Genomic DNA, 18,474 nt, shown 5'->3' on the forward strand with positions numbered 1-18,474 from the left:
CCTTATTCGCCCGAGAGAACAGTCTCCGTCGACGTGATCTTAAGCATCGGCGCGCGGTCGGCCATGACGGCAACGGCCCCTTCGTGCAGACCTTGGCTGCCTGCGGCGCAGGCATCCGCAACAAGGCGCAGATGACGGCCCGCATCCACTGCTTCGACGGCGGTCCCCAGAACACAGCAATCGGTCGCAACGCCGCATAACGTAATCCTGGCGTCCCCCGGCAGCACGGCTTCCAGTTCGCGCCATTTGGAAAAGCGGTGGCTGGTGACGCTGGGCCGGTCCTGCCAGCGCGGGTCGAGCTCCCAGACCCAGCGCATCTCAGGGCTTAAGGCAAAGGGCCATTGCTCATAGTAAGCCTGCCAGGCGCCCACGGGTTCGGCGGGGGGCACAAAACGGGTGAACAGGACCTTTTCGCCATAGCCGTCCACCATCCGGCCGATTTTCTCTGCGCAGACCTCATAGCCCGGCGTGCACCACGGGCTGTCGGGATGACCGAAGCCGGGCTGCATGTCGATCACCACCAGCCAGTCGGTCATGCGGGCACTCCAATCGTGTCTTCCACCGCCCAGCTGAGCCAGACATCACCGTCTCCGGCAAGTTCCGGAATATCCCGGTCCCGGGCAATCAGTTTCCAGTCCTGATCCTCCACCTGGATCAGGCAGGTGGCCATAGCCCCGGCAAACACCCTTTGGGTCAAACGCCCCTGAATGGCATTGTGACCGGGGACAGGGGCCGTGCCAATGGCAAGGGCTTCCGGGCGCACGGCGAACCGGCTCGGCCCCGGCCGGTCGGGCAGGGTCAGCCCGTCAAGGCGGGTTTCGGGAAGCCAGTTGGCTTCGCCCAGAAAGCTGGCGGCAAAGGCGTCGGCGGGCCGGTCATAGACCTCGCGGGGGGGACCGGCCTGGACAATGCGCCCATCTTTCAAGATCCCGATCCGGTCGGACAGGGTCAGCGCTTCTTCCTGATCATGGGTGACAAAAATCGTGGTGATGCCGATTTCGCGCTGAATGCGTTTGAGTTCAATCTGCATGTCGACCCGCAAGGTCTTGTCGAGCGCAGACAGGGGCTCGTCAAGCAGCAGCACCTTTGGATTGGTCACGATGGCGCGGGCGAGCGCGACACGCTGGCGCTGACCGCCCGACAACTGGGCAGGGTTGCGGTCCGCAAGACCCGAGAGCTGGACCAGTTCCAAAGCCTCTGCGATCCGTCGCCTTTCCTCCGCAGCCGGAACTTTTCGTACCCGCAGGCCGAAGCCGATATTGTCGGCGACGGACATGTTTGGAAAAAGGGCGTAGTTCTGGAACATCATGCCAATGTCCCGCTTCTCCACGGGCACTCGCTCAACATTGTGTTCGCCGATACGAATGCTGCCCGTGTCTGGAAAGCTGAAACCCGCAATGGTGCGCAACAGCGTGGTCTTGCCGGAGCCGGACGGGCCGAGCAGGGCGAAGAAACCGCCATTGTCAAAACGGATGGTCACATCGTCCAGCGCCGCCACGCGGCCGAAAGTCTTGGTCACATTTTGAACGTCGACAAGGGACATCAGCGGCTTCCTGCGAATTTGGACTTGCGGGTGGCCAGGAACATGACCCCCATGGACAGGGTGATGATGAGGGTGGAAATCGCATTGATCTCCGGCGTAAAGCCTTTGCGGATCGCGGTATAGATCAGCACCGGCAAGGTGCTGTCCCCCGGTTTGGAGAGAAAGTAGCTGACGACGAACTGGTCGAAGCTGACCGCAAAGGCGAAGAGTCCGCCTGCCACGATGCCCGGCGAGATCCAGGGAAGGGTCACCCGGCGCAGAACGGTCAGGGAACTGGCCCCAAGGGAGCGGGCAGCCTCTTCCAGGGCAATGTCGAAGCTGGACAGGCGGGCCGTCACCGTGACGATGACATAGGGCAGGGCCAGGGCCACATGGCCGATGATGACCGCCGGTGTGCCCCGGCCGATGCCGATGAAGAAAAAGAAGATCAGCATGGCCGTGCCCGTGATCAGCCAGGGAATGGCAATCGGGGGAAACAGCAGCGCCTGGAACACCCGCTTGCCCGGAAAGTCGTAGCGGAAGAGGGCAATGGAAGCGGCGGTGCCGAGGCTGGTGGCAATCACGGTGGTGGCAATGGCAATCAGGATGGAGCGGATCGCGGCCGCAATGATCTGATCGTTGCCGGCCATCTTCTGATACCAGGTCCAGGAAAAGTCGAAGGGCAGCTGATAGAAGGGCGAGGCGTTGAGGGACATGGCGGCCATGACCAGGATCGGGGCATAGAGAAACACCAGGATCAGGGCCAGCCACAGACGGCCGAGCACGGATAGCAGAGAAGGTCTCATGGGGTGGCCCTCCGCAGGATAGGGCTGGCACAGGCAAGGATCAGCAGCACCACAGCCAGCAGAATGAAGGAGAGGGCCGCGCCGAGCGGCCAGTTATAGACGGCAACGAACTGGTCTTCGATCACCGTGCCGTAATAGGTGCCGACCCGGCCGCCGAGAATACGCGGTTCCATGAAGGAGCCGACTACCGGCACGAAGACAAGCATGGCCCCGGCCAGCAGGCCGGGCATGGACAGCGGCAACAGCAGGCGGCGCAGGATGGTCAGTTTTGACGCGCCCATGGACCGGGCCGCCTCGATGATATCATCGTCCACCGCCTGAAGCGCCAGATAGGAGGTCAGCACCACATAGGGCAGGTAGCTGTGGACCAGGCCGATGACCACTGCCGTGGTGGTGAACATCAGGTTCAACCGGATGTCGAAGGGTAGGAAAAACTCGATGCTGCGCTCCAGCACCCCGTTGCCGCGCAGCACGATGGCCCAGGAAAAGATCCGCACAAGGGAATTGGACCAGAAGGGCAGGATCACGAGCAGGAACAGGGTTTCGCGGGCCCGGCCCCGGATCGTGCGGGCCAGGACCAGGGCGCAGGGATAGCCGATCAGAATGCACAGCAAGGTCACGGTCAGGCCCAGGGTGAGCGACTTCCACAACAGCTTGCCATAGGTCGGATTGGTCAGGAACCGGTCATAATTTTCAAGCGTAAATGCCCAGTCGGGCGTTTGCTGGGGCAGGTCGGTCAGGAAGCTGAAAAACAGCATGGCCGAAAGCGGCAGGAAGACGGCCACCAGAAGCCACAGATATGCGGGGGACAGATGCGCTGCGAGGCGCATTCGGTCCTGCGCGGACGTGAGTTCAGCCATGCGCATGTCCTTGCGTCGCGGAGGTCAGGAAGCGGGACGGGCCGGGATCTGACCGGCCCGTCCGCAGAGCATGTGTGGACTACTGCGCGGCCTTCAGGCCTTGCCACAGTTCAAGATATTTCTCGCGGGTCTCGTCCGAGATGGGGGCCATGAATTGGACACGGGCAGCCACACCCGGATCGCCCAGAACGCGCTTGTTGAAGGCGTCATCCGGCAGGGCCGCCGCCGCGTCCGCATTGGCCGAGGCCGGGGCCCCTTCCTTGTCCCACACGGTGTAGAAGGCCGGATCAATCATCCAGTTGATGAATTCCAGCGCCGCGTCCTTGTGTTCCGACGTGGCCGGCAGGGACAGGCCGTCAAGCCAGCCAATGGCGCCTTCCTTCGGCACCACGAATTCAATAGGCAACCCTAACCCGATGGACCGGGCCGCAGATCCGGACCAGTAGGTGGCAAGATCCAGTTCGCCGGCGGCCATGTACTGGTTCCAGTCGTTTTCACTGCTCCAGAAGGTGCGCAGGTTTGGCAGAAGAGTTTCCAGCTTTGCCTTCACTGCGTCCAGGTCTTCAATGTCATTGATGTTCTGGCCCGTTGCCAGTGCACCGAAATGCATGGCCTCAACCGCATCATCGCGGATCGCCACCCGGTCCTTGTGGGCTGGGTCCCACAGGGCTTCCAGCGTGTCGGGCACCTCGGACATGGCCGAGGTGTTGATGGCGAAGGAGGTCAGGCCCCAGACCCACGGAACCCCATAGACCTTGCCGTCCGGGACCAGCTGCGGATCGGTGGCAAACTTTTCCGAAATGCCTTTGAAATTCGGCACCTTGGTCGTGTCGATCGGCTCAATCAGGCCTTCGGATGCGGCCTGCTGGGTGTAGATCGAGTTGATCAGCACCACATCATAGGCCCCCGGATTGGTGCGCAGCTTGGTGAGCATCTCCTGTTCGGAGTTGAAATATTCATGCACGACCGTATGGCCCGTGGCCTTTTCGAACGGCTCCACGGCGAAGGACTGGTCCGTGCCGTAGCCCTGCCAGTTCAGGACACGGATTTCATCCGCGACGGCGCTCCCGGCCATAAGAGCCAGGGCAGAAAGGGAAATCAGGACTGTTTTCATCTGGTGTCTCCTTGTGAAGGTCATCGGGCCGCTTCTGTCTGGCGGGCCTCTTGTTTTGAAGTTAAAGCAGAGCTGCGACCTCCTCCCGCGCGGGGGGCGTGGCAGGTCCGGTGCGGGTGGTGGACAAGGCTGCAGCGATATTGGCGTAGCGGGCCGCCTGGAGCGGATCGCCGGTGCGCGCAAGTTCGGCGGCAAAGCTGCCGATATGGCAATCTCCGGCACCGTTGGTGTCAAGGGCGGTCACCTTGTGCGGGGGAAACTGAAGGATCTGTTCTCCCGTGGCTAGCAGACAGCCCTTGTCCCCGTCCCGTAGCAGCGCGCCGCGCCGCCCCGCGGCAAGTGAGGAAAGGGCTTTGTCTGGCGCGGTTTCTCCGCTTATGGCCGCTGCCTCGTGCCGGTTGGCGCTAATCCAGTCGGCCCGGCCCAGAACCGGGCCGAGAACAGCCTGCTCAAGACGGGCGGCCACCGGGGCGGGATCGAACATCACCGTGATCCGGGCGGGAAGCGCAGCGACCCACCTGGCAAGCGCGGTGCAGGTGCCCGGATGGGTGAGCGTGTAGCCGGAAAGAAGAACGGTGCTGACCTCTTCCAGGGCGATTCCGTCGAGGTCTTCGGGCGCGATCCGGCCTTCAGCACCGGGTGCGCTGAGGAAGCTGCGTTCTCCATCCGGTTCCAGCAGCACGGTGCAGCAGCCCTGGTCGATGCCCTCGAGAGGTGGGCGGGCCCGGGAAATGCCCAGCTGGTCGAGGCTTTGCGTCACGAGCGCAGCCAAAGGCCCGCTGCCCAGCGAGCCGCCCAGGCGGACCGGGATTCCGGCAGAGCGTGCTGCGGCCATGGCATTGAAACCACCGCCCGGTGTAACGCTAAAACCGGTCACTTCGGCTTCCGTTCCGGAGGCTGGCAGCGCTTTGACCGCATAGACCATGTCCACCACCGGAGCGCTCATTTGCAAAAGCAGGCTCATGCAGCGGCCCCATTCATGGAGGCTGCCCGAAGGGCCAGAAGATCCCGGACAAGCGGATCGATGCCGAGGTGATTGGCGGCCTGGACCGTGGCTTGTGCGGCATCCGGAATGGTACCGCCAAGGGCACCGGCCAAAGCGCCGGTAATGGCGCCAATCGTGTCGGTATCGTCCCCCGCATTGGCCGCGATCAGAAGGGCCTGCCAGAGATCTCCCTTGGCCAGCTGCAAAATTCCGAAGGCCATAGGCACGCTTTCCCGGCTGGCGACCGATGTGCCGATGCCTGCGATCAAGGCCATTTCGCTCCCCCGCGCAGCCAGCTCCAGAGCCAGTTCAATCCGGCCAGCCATGTCGGGCTCTCCGGCAGGATAGCCGCATGCCTGTCCGGCGCGGCAGGCCGCAAGGGCTTTCTTGAAAGCCGTGTCCCGGTCCTGTCCGGCAATCCCGCAGGAAATGGTCATGGCGACCGCAGAGGCAGCGGCAATGGCTTCGCCGGTATTGTGGGTGACACGGCAAGTGCGGGCGGTCCGGGCAACGAGGGTCTCAATGTCCGGCCCGGTCATGATGCCGACCGGCGCGATGCGCATGGCCGCGCCATTGGTGGTGCCGCTTTTACCGGTCTCCTCCGGCGCGGTGCCGGACAGAAGGGCTTTGATGGCGGCTTTGGACGAGGGGCCAAGCAGATCGGACAGTCCCTTGGCCCGGATGTCCTGTTCCCAGGACAGCAGGTCCTGTGCCCAGGCCGCTTCATCGAACCGGCCGGGGTCTGCAATCAGACGCCGGGCCAGCAGCAGGGTCTGCTCCGTGTCATCCGTTACCTGGCCTGCCGCAAGTCCGTGGGACACGGGATGGCCGGCAAACGGGGCCATGAACCCGTCAATCCGGCCATAGTGCATGGCAATTTCCGCGCGTGGCAGGGTCTGGGACGGCATGCCAAGGGCATCGCCGATGGCAAGTCCCATCAAGGTGGCGCGGGCGCGCGCCGTGATGCCGGTCTCGCTCATGCGGGTCAAAACTCCATATGCAGCCCGAACAGGGCCGGATCGAGCAGGCTTTCCACATATTCCATGACGGCCCCTTCTGCTGTGCGGGTCAGGCGGCGCAGACGCAGCATGGGCTCTCCCGCCGGGCGGCCCATCACCCGGGCATCTGCCTCGCAGAGCGCGGGCAGCACATTGGCCCATTCTTCTCCCGATGCAGGCCGGAGGCCGCACCGGTCCAGGGTCCGGCTCAAGGAGCCATTGTCCAGTCCTTTGTCCGGAAGGGCTGCGAAATCCGGCTGCCAGGGCACCCGGGCCCGCTCCAGTGTCAGCGTCTGTCCGAGCCCCTCATGGACCCGCACCCGGTCGACGGCGAGTACATCACCAGCTGCAAAGCCGGGCGCGTCCAGATCCATCGGCTGGCGGGTTATGGACAAAATGCGGGTTGTCAGTGTGGCGCCGGTATCGGACAGGGCAAGGCTCCAGCCCAGGTCGCTGTCGATCACCGCGCCGCCATAGGTCACAAAGGAACCGATGCCGACCCGTGTCTTGATCAGGCCCTTGGCAGCAAGAATACCAAGGCTCTTGCGCACGGTGCTCCTTGAAACGGCAAAGCGTTCCACAAGCGCGTTCTCGCTCGACAAAGCTTCCCCGTCGGGAAGCGCGCCGGAGCGGATTTCAGCTTCCAGCAAACGGGCAATGCGTTCCGGTTTGGTCTTGGGAGACATGTGCGGCATGTGGTCCTCCTGTCTTAATTTTAGACAGGTTCAGACAGGTCTGTCACCCTTTGAGCTGCATAAATTTTTGCCATGCTTTCAAAGTAGCTGATATTTATGCGTAAACAGGCGGCAAGCAGAAGCTCCGAGGCCGCCGCTTGCCCTATCCGGCCCGCCTGGCCAATTCGTCCCGGCTTGCGGTCAGGTAGCGTTCGGCATTGCCGGAGAGGGACGGGCCGAGATAGCCGCCTTCTTGAATGAGGGCGGTGGGCAGGCCCATGCGCACGATGCTGCGCGCCATGGTCTCAAAGCCGTTGCCCGTCATGCCGACCACTGACAGGGGATCGTCCCGGGCCATGTCGAAGCCGAGCGAAATCACGAGTGCCTCTGCGCCCCAGGTTTCAAGCGCTGTGATCCCTTCGTGAAACCGCTCCAGGATGACGGCTTCATCGGCACCGGGGGAGAGCAGGAGGTTCAAGCTGGTGCCATATCCGGCGCCTTCGCCGGTTTCATCCGCATAACCGAGATAGAAGGTCGGATAGTGTGCCGGGTCCACATGCAGAGAGCAGACAAAAATGTCCGCCTGATCATAGAAGATATCGAGGGTGCCGTTGCCCGTGTGGGTGTCGATATCAAACACTGCGACCTTGCTGAAGCGTTTCTGAAGCGCCTTTGCGGCAATGGCCGCATTGTTGAAGAAGCAGAACCCGTTCGCCCCGTTCTTCAGCGCATGGTGGCCCGGCGGGCGGCACAGGCCATAGGCCATCCGGTCCCCGTCCAGAACCCGTTGGGCGGTTTCAATGGCTGTCTGGGCGGACCAATAGACCGCCTCATAGGTGCCTTGGGTCAGAGGAACAGAGGTGTCGGTTGCATACCAGCCGAGCTGGCCGAAAATCGACGCGGGCACCCGGCCAGGCCTGTGACCGGGATGATAGGTCGGGATGGGTTCGGCATCGCCCGCTTCCGCGCACCAGCGGTCATAGGCATCTTTCCAGAATGCGACATAGTCGGGGTCGTGAACAGCCAGAATGGGCGTAAGGCCATGGTCCTTTGGGGCCTCGATGTCGAACCCGTTCCGGAGCAGCATGTCCCGCAAAAGGACGGCCCGTTCGGGCTGCTCCGGATGGGGAATATAGGCGCCCCGGCGGAAATACCGTTGCGGATTATGTTTGAGCTGACGCTCGTCGAAGATCGCTTTCATCAGGTCTCGCCTTCCTGAAAAGTGGTGGCCGCCCGGTCAAACGGCAGCTGCAAGGTCCTTCTCCCGTCCGGGGATCGCATCGATCAGAGACCGGGTATAGGCAGATTGCGGGTTTTCAAAAATCTCGAAGGCTGTGTTCAGCTCAACGATCTGTCCCTTTTGCATGACCGCGATCCGGTCACAGATCTGGGCGGCCACCCTTAGGTCATGGGTGATGAACACCAGGGAGAGTCCAAGGCGGCGTTTAAGATCCGCGAGCAGATCGAGAACCTGCGCCTGGATCGAGACATCAAGCGCGGAGACGGCTTCATCGGCAATGATGATTTTCGGGTTCAGGGCAAGTGCACGTGCAATACCGATGCGCTGCCGCTGCCCGCCGGAAAACTCGTGAGGATAGCGCTCGCTAGCCGCCGGATCCAGACCAACCAGATCAAGGAGCTCCCTGGCTTTTGCAAATGCCTCGGCCTTCGGGGTGCCATAGGCGATCGGTCCGTCGGCAAGGATGCGGCCGACTTTGGAACGCGGGTTCAGGGACGCGAAGGGATCCTGAAAGATCATCTGGATCGACTTGCGCGCAGCGCGCAGTCTTTCGCCGCGCAAATGGGCCATGTCGTCCCCGCCCAGAAGCACGGCACCCGCATCTGGTTCCATCAGGCGAACAAGACAGCGGCCGACGCTGGATTTGCCCGACCCGCTTTCCCCCACAATGCCAAGGGTTTCCCCTTCAGCCAGCCGGAAGCCGACCCCGTCGACCGCCTGCACCACCCTGCGGGCGGCGCCGAAGAGGCCACCGCCGGAGGTGTAACGCTTGCTCAGGCCGACCACTTCCAGAACCGGCTTTCCGGCCGGTGCGGCCTGTTTCCGCTTTGCCTGAAGCCGGGGGATCGCCGCGATCAGCTTTTGGGTGTAGCTGTGCTCCGGATGATCCAGCACCTTGGCTGCCGTGCCCCTCTCCACCACCTTGCCAAGCTGCATGACCGCAACACGGTCCGCAATTTCGGCGACAACTCCAAAGTCGTGGGTGATGAACATCACCGCCATGCCGTGCGTTTTCTGAAGATCCCGGATGAGCTCAAGGATCTGCGCCTGGGTGGTTACGTCAAGGGCCGTCGTCGGTTCGTCGGCGATCAGAATGTCCGGTTCCAATGCAAGGGCCATGGCGATCATGACGCGCTGGCGCTGACCGCCGGAAAGCTGGAACGGATAGGCCTTGGCCGCTTTGTCAGGTTCTGGAATGCCGACTTCGGTTAACAGGCTAACCGCGCGCGCAGATCTTTCTTTCTTGCTCAGAAGGCCGTGGGCCTCAAAGACTTCGGCAATCTGGTCGCCAATGCGCATCAACGGGTTCAGCGCCGACATGGGTTCCTGGAAGATCATGGAAATCTTGCGGCCCCGGAGCTTCAGCAGCTCCGACTCCGGCACTTTGAGCAGATCCCTGCCTTCGTACAAAATCTCGCCGCCTGTTGGATGGACACCTTCCGGCAGGAGCCCCATCATGGCATTGGCGGACATGGACTTGCCCGACCCGCTTTCCCCGACAATGCACAAGATCTCTCCCGCATGCAGGTCAAGGGAGACGTCGTCCACTGCAAAGGGCCGGTCGGCGCCTGTCGGCAAGGCGATCTGTAGGTCCTTGATGGTCAAGAGCGCAGCGGCCCGGGTCATGCCTTTCTCCCCTTTCTGGAAAGTCGAGGGTTCAAGGCGTCGTTCAGGCCTTCGCCGATCAGATTGAGGGCCAGAACCGTTACCACGATGGCAATGCCGGGAAAGAAGGACAGCCACCAGGCCTGGCGGATGACGGTGCGGGCCGCGCCGATCATATAGCCCCAGGACATGAGATTGGGATCGCCCAGTCCGAGAAAGGACAGGGAGGATTCCAGCAAAATGGCGGTTGCAACCATCAGTGAGGCCAGAACAATAATTGGCGACAAGGTGTTTGGCAGGATCTGGCGCAGGATAATGTTCCGGGTTTTCTGTCCCGAAAGGATCGCCGCTTCCACATATTCGCGTGAGCGCAGGGCCAGTACCTCGCCGCGTACCAGCCGGGCGACGGGCGGCCAGCTGACAATCGCGATGGCACCGACAATAGAATAGACGCTCGGTTCGAATATCGCGACCAGCACGATGGCAAGCGCGAAATTCGGCACGGTCTGGAAGAACTCGGTAAAGCGCATCAGCGCGTCATCCACCAGGCCGCCAAAATAACCGGCAAGTGCACCGATCGGAATGCCGATCAGAAGGGCGACCAACGTTGAGGTCAGGCCGACCAGCAGGGAGACCCGGGCCCCATGGGCCAGTCCGGACAGCACATTGCGCCCGAGTGCATCCGTGCCGAGGGGAAAGGCCTCCATGCTCAGGGGCGGCAGGAAGGGCCGCTGTACCATTTTCCAAGGAGATTGCGGAAACAGCGCCGAGGCGAATAAGGCGATCAGGATGACGCTGGTCAGGATGACGAGGCCGGCGACGGCGCCCTTGTTGGTTTTGAATTGGCTCCAGAAGCTCCGCATCATGCCACCCGGATTCTCGGGTCGACAATCCGGTAGAGAATGTCGGTCACCAGATTGAAGACGAGCACCATGGCGGCGGACACAAAGAAGACGCCGAGCAGCACATTGTAGTCCCTCTGGGCGAGGGCCTCGAACATCAGACGGCCAATGCCCGGCCAGGCAAAGACGGTTTCGGTCAGAACGGCTCCACCGACAAGCTGGCCCGCCTGCAGACCTGCCAGAGTAACAACAGGCAGGATGGCATTGCGCAAGACATGGCGGCGCTGGATCACACCGGGCCGCAGTCCCTTGGCCCGTGCGGTCTTGACGAAATCCAGCGTGTTGACCTCCAGCATGGAGGCCCTTGTCATGCGCATATAGACGGCCATGAAGAACAGGCCGAGCGTGCCGGCCGGCAGGATCAGGTGTTTGCCAATGTCCAGGACCCGGTCCAGACCGGTAAAATTGCCGCCTACGGTCTCATAGCCGAAGCCGGGCAGCCAGTTGAGTTGGACGGAAAACAAAAGCACGGCCATCAGCGCGATCCAGTAGAGCGGCGTGGCATAGAACAGGAGCGCCAGCGTGGAAATGGCCGTGTCGGACCATTTTCCGGCACGCATGGAAGCCAGCACCCCGGCAAGGGTTCCCAAAACCAGCGAAATCACGAAAGCGGTGACGGTCAGAAGAAGGGTCGCGGGCAGCCGCTGCAGGATCAGATCCAGAACCGGCATCTGCTGGCGGTACGAATAGCCGAGGTCAAATTTCAAGATCCCGCCGAGATAGATCCCAAGTTGGGTCAGGAGCGGTTTGTCGAGGCCGAATTGTTCCTTGAGTTGTTGAAGGAACACTTCATCGGCCGCCCCGGCTTCCCCGGCCATGACAGCAGCCGGGTCGCCCGGGGCAGCGTGAATGAGAAAGAAATTCAAAGTCACGATGGCGATCAGGATGAACGCCGCCTTGACCAGTCGCAGAGCGATGAAACGAAGCATGAGCTGTGTGGGCCTGTTGTCATCCGGACGAAACAGGGGCCTTGCGCCAAGACCCGGCAAAGGGGCGGCGTGCCGCAAAGGCCACCGCCCCGATCAGGCACTGCGCCTAGTTCTTGTCGATATAGGCGTCCCGGAACCCGTCATTGACGCCGATGGCGGTGGTGACGAGATCCTTCACATTGCAGCGGTAGATGGTGGGAAAGCCCAGTTCCAGGAGCCAGGCAACCGGAACATCCTCCGTCAGGATCTGCTGGACCTCCGTATACAATTTCTGGCGCTCGTCCTGGGAGGCGGTCACTGCAGCCTTGGCGAACAGCTCATCCACCTTGGGGTTCTCATAGCCTTCCACATTGTTCCAGGGTGAGCCCTTGGCAATGTTGGAGGAGATATAAGTCCGGGACACGCCCAGGGCCGGATCGCCATACTGGTAGAGATAGGTGAAGGCGAGGTCATAATCCCACTCGCTGATCTTCTGGTTCCAGCCAGCCACGTCAGAGGCGACCATATCGACCTTGATACCGACCTCTTCAAGGTTCTGCTTGATGGCCTCCGCCCACCGCTGCCAGGTTTCCCCGTAGGGCAGGGGCAGCAGCCGGACGGCAGTGCCGTCATAGCCCATCTCTGCCAGTAGGGCCTTGGCCTTTTCCGGATTGTAGTCATAGTGGGCCACATCTTCGGAAAAGAACCGGGTGGAAGAGGAAAGCGGCCCCTGGGCCACCTTGCCGAGACCGTTCCAGAGCGCGTCCTTTGCAAAGCCCCGGTCCATGGCGAACATGACCGCCTGGCGGAAGCGTTTATCGGCCATCGGGCCTTCCCGGTTGTTGAGCCACAGGAAGGACAGCGGCCCGAAGAACTCCCAACCTTTGTCGGTGACGCAGGTGTTGTCCAGGGCAGTCAGGCGGCCGACATCGAAGTTTTCAACGGACCCGCCTGGCAGGATATCGACCACACCGGTTTCATAGGCAACCGCGCGGGAGGCAGCATCCGGAATAACATGCCAGTAGATCTCGTCGAGATAGGGCAGGCCGTCGATATAATAGTCCTCGTTCTTCGTCAGAAGAATATGGGAGCCTTTGACCCATTCGGTGAATTTGAATGGACCGGTGCCAATCGGAGTATTGTTGGCCGGATTTGTCTTGAAGTCCGTGCCCTCATAAATGTGCTTGGGCACGATTGGCATAGTGCCGGATTCAAAAATGCCGATGAACGGGCCGAAGGGCTGCTTCAGCTTGAAGACCACCGTGCTGGCGTCCGGCGCCGTTACGCTGTCCACATGGGTAAGGGAAGCGCGCAGGCGGGGATTGGTTTCCCGCAAGAACGTGTCGACTGAGAAGACCACGTCGTCTGCGGAAAACGGTTCGCCGTCATGCCACTTCACATTGTCATAAAGATGGAACGTGTAGGTCAGGCCGTCGTCCGAAATCTCCCAGGACTTGGCCAGTTGTGGCTTCGGCTGCAGTTTATCGTCGTAGCGCAGCAGGCTTTCATAGATATTGCCGGCCACCATCTGGGTCGGGCCGTTCTGAACCACGCCGAGCATAAGCCCGGGCGGCTCGGGCTGAATAACGACATTGGCGCGCCCGCCGGAAACGGGATCTGCAAATGTTGCGCTGGTGGAAAGCAGAAGGCATGCCGCGAGCGCGGCCAAACGCTTTTTCATAGTTCATAGTCCCCTTTGGCTGCCGGCTCTTGGTTTTGATCTGTGCCGGAAATCTTTGTGCTGGAAGGTGCCGGTTGTCCGGCTTATGTCGAAAGATCGGGATAGTGTTTCAGGGCCAGGCGCTGGAAAGCGTCCCATTCGGGATCGGCCTTCTTGCTGGAGTGCTGGTCGCCCCAGGCCTCATATTGACGGGCGGTCTTCTCCGCCAGATCCCCGCCGACCGGCCGGGGCGTCCCGCCGGAGGACATGATCGCCAATTGTGCCCGGCAGGCCCGTTCCAGATTGAACATTAGGGAAAAGGCTTCCCCCACCGAGTGGCCGCAAGTCAGAAGGCCGTGATTGCGCAATACCATCACCTTGCGTGTGCCAAGATCGGCGACCAGCCGTTCCCGTTCTGCGAGATCGAGCGCAATGCCCTCATAATCGTGAAAGGCCAGACGGCCGTGGAATTGCAGCGACCACTGGTTCAGCGGCAGCAGCCCTTCTTCCATGGAAGAGATGGCAACCCCGGCCACGGTGTGGGTATGAAGAACACAGTGCAGATCGGGTTTGGCGGCATGTACCGCACTGTGAATGGTGAACCCGGCCTGATTGATCCCCGCGCCATAAGGATCGTTCAGCACTTTGCCGTCCACATCCACGGTGACCAGATTGCTGGCAGTCACTTCGTCAAAACGAAACCCATAAGGATTGATCAGAAAGGCATTCTCGCCTTCCTCCACCGGGGCCTTTGCCGAAATATGGGTGAAGATGCTGTCATCAAGCTGGAAGTGGGCAATCAGCCGGTAGGCCGCAGCAAGTTCAAGCCGCTCTTTGGCCGGTGAAGAGGAGGGAATGGGTGAAACTGTCATGCGTCCGCCTTGGAAATGGGGCCTTTGAACGCGCATCGGATATTGGAACGTGATGCCCGGCCCTCTGAAGTTCCTTAAGGCAACCATGCAAACTTTGGATTGTCAATTGTCGACAATAAACATAAATTAGGCATTCTGCCGTATTGCGGAGCAGGCCCTGGCCAGGGACGAAATGCGCTTTCAGGTCCGGAGAAGACCTGTTCAAAGCAGCGGGCGTTGCCGGTATAAACGGTCGTCCGACAAGATTGGAAAGACCGCATGTTCTCAACCGTCACCACCACTGATCTCGTGCGTCAGATCGCCCGGCAGATTGCCAGGGCCATCACGGAGGGGCGCTTGAAGCCGGGCGAACGGTTGACTGAGTTGCGGCTGTCAAAGGAATTCGGCACCAGCCGCGCCCCGGTCCGCGAGGCCGCGCGTCTTTTGGAAAGCCAGGGTCTGGTGGTGTCGAGCCCACGGCGCGGGTTTTTTGTGCGCACGCTTACGGCCACGGATCTGAAGGATATTTACGAGCTGCGCATGGCCCTGGAATTGCACGGCGTCGATCTTGCCCTGCGGGATCTCGATGAGGCGAAACTGAACCGCCTGAAAGCGCAACTGGCGAAACTTTTCGAAATGGCCGAAAGCAAAACGGCCGAAGAGCAGATTTTTGAAGATCTCCGGTTTCACCGCATGCTGTGCGAGTTCAGCGGCAATGCGCGCCTGTTAAAAACTTATGACGACCTGGCTGTGGAACTGACCGCCGGTATTACCTTGATCGGGAAACTTTATGACGATCCGCAGCGGATCGCCGAAACCCATGTACCGATCATCGAAGCCCTGGAGCGCCGGAGCCGTGACGAACTGCGCGGTGCGCTGGAATATCACATCGGCTATGCGCGGGATCAGATTGTGGATCTGTTCAGCACCCTGTCTGATGACGATGAGGATTAAGGCTCGCTCCTCTGAGAGGCTGCGGCGGTAAAAGCCGGCCACGCCGCCGCAGTGTCAGGAGACAAGTCCCGAACTGTCTCAGTAGACAAGCCCCGAAGTGGCTGACACGAACACGATCAGCCCGATGGAAATCGCGGGGAGGCTTGCCGAATAGGCAAGGGTCGTCAACATGTTCTGCTCCTTTGCAAAACGGTTGGAAAGCGCGCTTTGGTCCAGCTGGTCTCTGGAGTGCTGTGCGTTCTTCTGGTTCTACCGGACTGTCTTGCCGCGCCAACATCAAGGAATGTCAGGCGGAAAAAAGGCAGTGCGAATTTGCGGCTGCAAGCTCCAGATCAGACAGGTCTTTAAGCATCTGCTTTCAAGGTCTGCCCCCTCTGACCGCATATATCGGGGCTACACGCAAAAGTTCCAGATCTTATGACCTCAAAAAAATGTGTGCGGCGAGAGCGTGGTCGGCAAGGCCTGTTCTGGCACCAGGCAGAAACAGGGTCCGCTGGCCATAATAGCGGCGGCCCGCCTTGCTGCCCTTGGCAAGATCAGCCAGATCAGCGGCAAATTCCAGGTCCGGAAGCGGCGGGGCTGCTAGGTCCGAGGTGAAGAGCCTGGCGTCGTCCAGAAGCTCCCCGGTGAGGTCTGCGTCCGGATCGGCGACATCGATATGGCATCCGGCGGGCGGGTCAAGAAACCGCAGTGCTTCATAGGCGCCCGACTGCCAATCGGGTCCGGCAATGCAGATCATGTCGGCTCCGTCCTGAGCAGCGTCAAGTTCGCTGGTTTCCCCCAGGCTGACATTGGCAAGTGCCGGTTGAAGGGCGATCTTGCGCCGGACCTCCGCCGAGGTTCCCAGGCACAAGACGGAGGTCAGGTTGCGCACCCTGGCAAAGGCGGAGAGCATGCGCGGCAGACGCGGATTGTCGCCGATCACGAGCAGCCGCGAGGTGTCCTCCCGGGACAGATAGGCAGCGGCAAGTGCGTGGAGCCCTGCCATGCGCCACACTGCCAGCCTCATGCCGTCCAGAATGGCAATCGGCTGGCCCCCTGTCCCGGAAAACAGGAGATAGAGATTTGACCGGAATTCCTCGGATTCGGGAAGGCTGAGGGACAGGCCGCAGCCCACATAGCCCCGTGTCACATCGTTCTGGGCGGGAAAATCGGTCCAGGCGGGCTGGAGCGAGAGATGGCCGGTCTGGTCACGCAGCCGTGCAATAGGCTGATCGGGAAGAAACGGTGCGATGGTGGTGGACCGGTAACCACGCCGGAGGGTCTCCAGAACCTCCCGGTCTTCCAGACAGGCATCGATTTCGTCGGTGGAAATAATTCGCATTCATGCTCCGTGATGGAACAGTCTGCGCGTCAGGCGGCCGAGCGTTTGCCCGGTGCCAGCAGTCCCTTGGCGTTTGAGGCGGCAGGGGCTGCGGCCGTCATCTCACGCAGCTGGTCGGCTTCCTTGTGCCACTTGTCGGCTTCGCGGCGCTTGAGGCGCGCTTCCTTGCGCCAGCGGCCCTGTTTGGCCCAGGCGCCCATGCCTCCCACCAGGATGCCGACACCAAGGCTGGCGAAAATCACCCAGAACAGGGGAACGCCGGTCAGGGTCAGGCGGGGGTCCTGGGGATCGAACGGGTTGAACGACAGGAATACCGTGTGACGGTTGGCCACGGAGAGGGGGACCAGAACCGCCGCAATGGCAAGAAGGATCAGGTTCCTGATGAAGCGGGTCAAAGCGGTCTCCCCCGGATATATGTCTCGTCACATGTCGGTGGTCAGGCACTGCGGCAAAGCCCTGCCTCAGTCGTCGCCGTGATCGACCCCGTCATTCAAACGTATACGCATTTCCTTACCGGTTTTGAAGAAGGGAACGAATTTCTCGTCGACTTCCACCTTTTGGCCGGTGCGCGGATTGCGTCCGGTCCGGGCCGGACGGTTCTTGACGGAAAACGCGCCGAAGCCGCGCAGTTCGACCCGGTCCCCGCGCATCAGGGCTTCCGTGATCTCATCGAGGATGGCGTTGACAATATTCTCGACGTCCCGCTGGTAAAGGTGCGGGTTTTGTTCTGCGATGTGCTGTACCAGTTCCGATTTGATCATGAAAAGCCCCCTCGATTACTGTTTATTATCTGCCGCGTCTGAAGCCTGCCAAACAGATACGAGCCCGTCAAGCGTAAGACCTCGAGGAATCAGCCCCTTAGCATCATCAAAAGGGATTAAGAGAGCCGATCCGATCCCTTTTCCGAATTCCCGGGAGATCCGGGCGGAAAATGGCAGTTCGTCCAGGTTTTCATTTGGTGTCCATGTGACAATAGGAAGGTCTTTCGCAACGCCCTTTTCCGAGACCAGCCATTCCACCGCCTTGTCTTCGCCGCCAATGGCGTCGACGAGCTTCTCCTCCAGCGCCTTGTGACCGGTCAGAATGCGGCCATTTGCCAGGGCTTTTGCCTTGACGGCGGCCAGTTGCCGGCGTTCGGCCACGAGGCCGACAAACCAGTCATAGGAATCGTTCACCAGCGACTGCAGCATGGCCCGTGCTTCAGGAGTTGCCTCGGAATAGAAGTCGGGTTCAGCCTTAAGCGGCGCGCTCTTGACCGCTTCCATCTTGACGCCCACCGTCTCAAGCAGTTTTTGCACATTGCCGAACTGGAACAGGACGCCAATGGAGCCGGTGATGGAATTGTACCTCGCGACAATGTGATCGGCGGCCAGCGCCACCATGTAGCCTGCGGAGGTGCCCACCGTGCGGATCTCGGCAACAACCGGTTTCTTTTGCGACAATTCGCGCAGCGCTTCATACAGCGCTTCGCCGCCGGTGGTGCTGCCACCGGGAGAGTTGATCGAGATCACCACGCCCTTGACCGCATCGGCCTTGCCGATCTTTTCGATCATCTGAAGCGTTTTCCGGTTCTCCATGATCACGCCTTCAATCGGAATGCGAGCGATATGAGCCGAGCGTTTGGACAGTCCGGACAGGCCGGACACATAGGCAAGGGAGCCCAGAAGGGCAGCTGCGATCACGACAAAGGTCGCCGCGCGCCAGAACGTCACCTTGCGCCGCAACCGTCGTCTATCCACCAGCGCATCAACATCTACAGGCATGAACAGGGCATCTCCCGGCAAGATCGTATGAAAACCAATAACCTACATAGGAACACAAAGTTCAAAAATGCAATTGAATATAAATACGGCTCGAACACAATGCCGCAGTTTCGGGCAAAGTGATGGCGAAAATGACACTTCTGGACAGATTGATCAAAAAAGCGGCCGCTTGGCCTGCCTGTGAGCCCGGAATCCCGTGCAAGAGCTTTGAAACACCGGGAAAAGTCCGGGAGGACGGTTTCAAGCATCTTGACGACAGCGGCTCCAACGGGCGCTGAACAGCGGCCTTGGAGTGGTCCCGGCAGGGT

General features: G+C 60.8%; 19 protein-coding genes. 1 reads left to right on the forward strand and 18 read right to left on the reverse strand.

From position 1 onward, the window contains the following. Window positions 1-2 precede the first annotated feature (2 nt). The 14 genes from ACXAH0_RS04245 to ACXAH0_RS04310 form a co-directional block, all read right to left on the reverse strand. Window positions 3-536: a cysteine hydrolase family protein gene (locus tag ACXAH0_RS04245; protein WP_475174095.1), complete on the reverse strand. Its 534-nt coding sequence runs from the start codon at window positions 534-536 to the stop codon at window positions 3-5. Further along, window positions 533-1,543 (reverse strand): ABC transporter ATP-binding protein, encoded by a 1,011-nt coding sequence (locus ACXAH0_RS04250; protein WP_475189333.1) that lies wholly within the window; start codon window positions 1,541-1,543, stop codon window positions 533-535. Before ACXAH0_RS04250 ends, ACXAH0_RS04245 begins: the two co-directional genes overlap by 4 nt. Then, window positions 1,543-2,328, reverse strand: a complete 786-nt coding sequence (locus ACXAH0_RS04255) for an ABC transporter permease (protein ID WP_475174090.1) — start codon at window positions 2,326-2,328, stop codon at window positions 1,543-1,545. Before ACXAH0_RS04255 ends, ACXAH0_RS04250 begins: the two co-directional genes overlap by 1 nt. After that, window positions 2,325-3,194 carry an ABC transporter permease gene (locus tag ACXAH0_RS04260; protein ID WP_475189335.1) on the reverse strand — a complete coding sequence of 290 codons (870 nt, stop codon included), beginning with the start codon at window positions 3,192-3,194 and terminating at the stop codon, window positions 2,325-2,327. The genes ACXAH0_RS04255 and ACXAH0_RS04260 overlap by 4 nt, the downstream gene beginning before the upstream one ends. A gap of 73 nt (window positions 3,195-3,267) precedes the next feature. Then, a complete protein-coding gene (locus ACXAH0_RS04265; RefSeq protein WP_475189337.1) occupies window positions 3,268-4,302 on the reverse strand; it encodes an ABC transporter substrate-binding protein in 1,035 nt (344 codons plus the stop codon). Between the two features lie 61 nt (window positions 4,303-4,363). Next, window positions 4,364-5,266 carry a PfkB family carbohydrate kinase gene (locus ACXAH0_RS04270; protein ID WP_475189338.1) on the reverse strand — a complete coding sequence of 301 codons (903 nt, stop codon included), beginning with the start codon at window positions 5,264-5,266 and terminating at the stop codon, window positions 4,364-4,366. Further along, window positions 5,263-6,267, reverse strand: a complete 1,005-nt coding sequence (locus ACXAH0_RS04275; RefSeq protein ID WP_475189339.1) for an ADP-ribosylglycohydrolase family protein — start codon at window positions 6,265-6,267, stop codon at window positions 5,263-5,265. The genes ACXAH0_RS04270 and ACXAH0_RS04275 overlap by 4 nt, the downstream gene beginning before the upstream one ends. A 5-nt stretch (window positions 6,268-6,272) precedes the next feature. Continuing rightward, on the reverse strand, window positions 6,273-6,980 hold the full coding sequence (locus tag ACXAH0_RS04280; protein ID WP_475189341.1) for a GntR family transcriptional regulator: 708 nt from the start codon (window positions 6,978-6,980) through the stop codon (window positions 6,273-6,275). Between the two features lie 142 nt (window positions 6,981-7,122). Next, window positions 7,123-8,160, reverse strand: coding sequence for a histone deacetylase family protein (locus ACXAH0_RS04285; RefSeq protein ID WP_475189343.1), 1,038 nt, complete (start codon window positions 8,158-8,160; stop codon window positions 7,123-7,125). A 36-nt stretch (window positions 8,161-8,196) separates the two neighbouring features. After that, window positions 8,197-9,825 (reverse strand): ABC transporter ATP-binding protein, encoded by a 1,629-nt coding sequence (locus ACXAH0_RS04290; RefSeq protein ID WP_475174079.1) that lies wholly within the window; start codon window positions 9,823-9,825, stop codon window positions 8,197-8,199. Continuing rightward, the gene (locus ACXAH0_RS04295; protein ID WP_475174227.1) at window positions 9,822-10,667 is read right to left on the reverse strand and encodes an ABC transporter permease; all 846 of its coding nucleotides are present in this window, start codon (window positions 10,665-10,667) and stop codon (window positions 9,822-9,824) included. Before ACXAH0_RS04295 ends, ACXAH0_RS04290 begins: the two co-directional genes overlap by 4 nt. Next, entirely contained in the window at window positions 10,667-11,635 is a 969-nt protein-coding gene (locus ACXAH0_RS04300) for an ABC transporter permease (RefSeq protein WP_475174077.1), read from the reverse strand. The genes ACXAH0_RS04295 and ACXAH0_RS04300 overlap by 1 nt, the downstream gene beginning before the upstream one ends. A 106-nt stretch (window positions 11,636-11,741) precedes the next feature. Next, window positions 11,742-13,295, reverse strand: coding sequence for an ABC transporter substrate-binding protein (locus ACXAH0_RS04305; RefSeq protein WP_475189345.1), 1,554 nt, complete (start codon window positions 13,293-13,295; stop codon window positions 11,742-11,744). An 83-nt stretch (window positions 13,296-13,378) separates the two neighbouring features. After that, window positions 13,379-14,146, reverse strand: coding sequence for a class II aldolase/adducin family protein (locus ACXAH0_RS04310; RefSeq protein WP_475174074.1), 768 nt, complete (start codon window positions 14,144-14,146; stop codon window positions 13,379-13,381). A 258-nt stretch (window positions 14,147-14,404) separates the two neighbouring features. On the opposite strand from ACXAH0_RS04310, the gene ACXAH0_RS04315 reads away from it, so the two are divergent. Beyond that, a complete protein-coding gene (locus tag ACXAH0_RS04315) occupies window positions 14,405-15,079 on the forward strand; it encodes a GntR family transcriptional regulator (protein WP_475174073.1) in 675 nt (224 codons plus the stop codon). Window positions 15,080-15,494: 415 nt separating this feature from the next. On the opposite strand, the gene ACXAH0_RS04320 is transcribed toward ACXAH0_RS04315, so the two are convergent. From ACXAH0_RS04320 to sppA, 4 genes are all read right to left on the reverse strand, one after another. Then, entirely contained in the window at window positions 15,495-16,403 is a 909-nt protein-coding gene (locus tag ACXAH0_RS04320) for an ornithine cyclodeaminase (RefSeq protein WP_475174071.1), read from the reverse strand. A 29-nt stretch (window positions 16,404-16,432) separates the two neighbouring features. Next, window positions 16,433-16,798, reverse strand: coding sequence for a LapA family protein (locus ACXAH0_RS04325; RefSeq protein WP_475174070.1), 366 nt, complete (start codon window positions 16,796-16,798; stop codon window positions 16,433-16,435). 66 nt (window positions 16,799-16,864) lie between these two features. Beyond that, window positions 16,865-17,164 carry an integration host factor subunit beta gene (ihfB, locus tag ACXAH0_RS04330; RefSeq protein WP_475174068.1) on the reverse strand — a complete coding sequence of 100 codons (300 nt, stop codon included), beginning with the start codon at window positions 17,162-17,164 and terminating at the stop codon, window positions 16,865-16,867. 15 nt (window positions 17,165-17,179) lie between these two features. Beyond that, window positions 17,180-18,166 carry a signal peptide peptidase SppA gene (gene sppA / locus ACXAH0_RS04335; protein WP_475174067.1) on the reverse strand — a complete coding sequence of 329 codons (987 nt, stop codon included), beginning with the start codon at window positions 18,164-18,166 and terminating at the stop codon, window positions 17,180-17,182. Between the last annotated feature and the right edge of the window lie 308 nt (window positions 18,167-18,474).

This window comes from Roseibium sp. AWQ4_290 (genome assembly GCF_056160985.1).

Excerpts from the sequence above, each read along its gene's own strand:
- ACXAH0_RS04245 (WP_475174095.1), bottom strand. The coding sequence starts at position 536 with ATGACCGACTGGCTGGTGGTGATCGACATGCAGCCCGGCTTCGGTCAT.
- ACXAH0_RS04250 (WP_475189333.1), bottom strand. The coding sequence starts at position 1,543 with ATGTCCCTTGTCGACGTTCAAAATGTGACCAAGACTTTCGGCCGCGTG.
- ACXAH0_RS04255 (WP_475174090.1), bottom strand. The coding sequence starts at position 2,328 with ATGAGACCTTCTCTGCTATCCGTGCTCGGCCGTCTGTGGCTGGCCCTG.
- ACXAH0_RS04260 (WP_475189335.1), bottom strand. The coding sequence starts at position 3,194 with ATGCGCATGGCTGAACTCACGTCCGCGCAGGACCGAATGCGCCTCGCA.
- ACXAH0_RS04265 (WP_475189337.1), bottom strand. The coding sequence starts at position 4,302 with ATGAAAACAGTCCTGATTTCCCTTTCTGCCCTGGCTCTTATGGCCGGG.
- ACXAH0_RS04270 (WP_475189338.1), bottom strand. The coding sequence starts at position 5,266 with ATGAGCCTGCTTTTGCAAATGAGCGCTCCGGTGGTGGACATGGTCTAT.
- ACXAH0_RS04275 (WP_475189339.1), bottom strand. The coding sequence starts at position 6,267 with ATGAGCGAGACCGGCATCACGGCGCGCGCCCGCGCCACCTTGATGGGA.
- ACXAH0_RS04280 (WP_475189341.1), bottom strand. The coding sequence starts at position 6,980 with ATGCCGCACATGTCTCCCAAGACCAAACCGGAACGCATTGCCCGTTTG.
- ACXAH0_RS04285 (WP_475189343.1), bottom strand. The coding sequence starts at position 8,160 with ATGAAAGCGATCTTCGACGAGCGTCAGCTCAAACATAATCCGCAACGG.
- ACXAH0_RS04290 (WP_475174079.1), bottom strand. The coding sequence starts at position 9,825 with ATGACCCGGGCCGCTGCGCTCTTGACCATCAAGGACCTACAGATCGCC.
- ACXAH0_RS04295 (WP_475174227.1), bottom strand. The coding sequence starts at position 10,667 with ATGCGGAGCTTCTGGAGCCAATTCAAAACCAACAAGGGCGCCGTCGCC.
- ACXAH0_RS04300 (WP_475174077.1), bottom strand. The coding sequence starts at position 11,635 with ATGCTTCGTTTCATCGCTCTGCGACTGGTCAAGGCGGCGTTCATCCTG.
- ACXAH0_RS04305 (WP_475189345.1), bottom strand. The coding sequence starts at position 13,295 with ATGAAAAAGCGTTTGGCCGCGCTCGCGGCATGCCTTCTGCTTTCCACC.
- ACXAH0_RS04310 (WP_475174074.1), bottom strand. The coding sequence starts at position 14,146 with ATGACAGTTTCACCCATTCCCTCCTCTTCACCGGCCAAAGAGCGGCTT.
- ACXAH0_RS04315 (WP_475174073.1), top strand. The coding sequence starts at position 14,405 with ATGTTCTCAACCGTCACCACCACTGATCTCGTGCGTCAGATCGCCCGG.
- ACXAH0_RS04320 (WP_475174071.1), bottom strand. The coding sequence starts at position 16,403 with ATGCGAATTATTTCCACCGACGAAATCGATGCCTGTCTGGAAGACCGG.
- ihfB (WP_475174068.1), bottom strand. The coding sequence starts at position 17,164 with ATGATCAAATCGGAACTGGTACAGCACATCGCAGAACAAAACCCGCAC.
- sppA (WP_475174067.1), bottom strand. The coding sequence starts at position 18,166 with ATGCCTGTAGATGTTGATGCGCTGGTGGATAGACGACGGTTGCGGCGC.